At 63.2% G+C, this 1,267-nt stretch carries 1 protein-coding gene; it reads right to left on the reverse strand.

What is annotated here, in order from left to right:
* Positions 1-226 precede the first annotated feature (226 nt).
* On the reverse strand, positions 227-1,204 hold the full coding sequence (locus QMX78_RS21410; RefSeq protein WP_282273470.1) for a zinc-binding dehydrogenase: 978 nt from the start codon (positions 1,202-1,204) through the stop codon (positions 227-229).
* Positions 1,205-1,267: the final 63 nt, after the last annotated feature.

Genomic DNA, 1,267 nt, shown 5'->3' on the forward strand with positions numbered 1-1,267 from the left:
AGAGTGGGGTTTCGAAACGAAACCCCACTCTGACCCCGGTTTTGACCTTTGCTGACCACGCGCTTTTTGTAAGAGCTGCGCCAGCCGCAAAGCTGGCATGGCATGAACTGATGGTTTGCTGCCAAGAGCACCCCTCCCCAACCCTCCCCTGCGCTGCGCGCAAGGGAGGGGGTTCAAGGCTTGCTTCGCTTTGGCTGATGGAAACCGGCGGTCGCACTTGCCGCCATCAGGGTTTCAGCAACACCTTGCCCTTGCGTCCGGGCAACAAGCTCGCCGTCACCGCTTCTGCAACATCAGCCAGCCCGTAGATCGCCTGCACCGGCAATTCCAGTTCGCCACTCAACACACGCTGCAGCAGCTCGCCTACCAGTCGACGCTTGTTCTCCACCGACATCTGCTGGCTGACCTTGCTGCCCCAGAAGCCCTTCACCGTGGCCTGTTTGAAGATCAGGTCGCCGGAGGGAATCTGCATGGCTTCGCCGGCCATGGTGCCGAACGAAACCAGCGTGCCGTTTTCGCCTAGCAGCGACACCAGATCCGCGCTGGCCTGACCGCCGATGGAATCGACTGCGGCGTGTGCGAGCGTGTCGCCCAGCAACGCCTGCGCGCGAGACTTCCAATCCGGCTGTGTGGTGGACAGCACATTGTTGATGCCCAATGCCTTCAGTTCATCGACGCCGGCATCACGACGTACGAGCCCGAGCACGTGCACGCCGCGTGCGGCGGCGAGCATGGCCAGGGTCTTGCCGACCGCGCCGTTGGCGGTGTTCTGCACGATCCATTGGCCGGGTTCGGCCTGCAGGAATTCCAGCAGCATCAACGCGCTCAACGGCATGGCGATCAGCTGTGCTGCGGCTTCATCGGCGATGCCGTCCGGCACCGGAATGACCATGCGCGCGGGGGCGATGAAGTATTCGGCCCAGGTGCCGTGTACCGAAGCGGCCATGACGCGCTGGCCGATGGTGATGCCTTCGACGCCTTCGCCAAGCGCCTCGATGATGCCTACTGCTTCGCTGCCACCGATCGCCGGCAGCGTGGGCTTGTAGCCGTACTTGCCGCGTACGGTCCACAGATCGTGGTTGTGGATGGATGCGAGCAGGGTCTTGATCCGTACTTCGCCGGGGCCGGGCTGCGGGATGGGGCTGTCGCCCAAGGCCAGTACGTCGGCCGGTTCACCGAAGGTGGTGTGGATGGCGCTACGCATGAGTGTCTCCTGTTGCGGGTCAAAACCGGGGTCAGAGTGGGGTTTCGGAACGAAACCCCACTC

It is taken from the genome of Stenotrophomonas sp. PS02298 (assembly GCF_029959445.1).
Lineage (GTDB): Bacteria > Pseudomonadota > Gammaproteobacteria > Xanthomonadales > Xanthomonadaceae > Stenotrophomonas.

Excerpts from the sequence above, each read along its gene's own strand:
- QMX78_RS21410 (WP_282273470.1), bottom strand. The coding sequence starts at position 1,204 with ATGCGTAGCGCCATCCACACCACCTTCGGTGAACCGGCCGACGTACTG.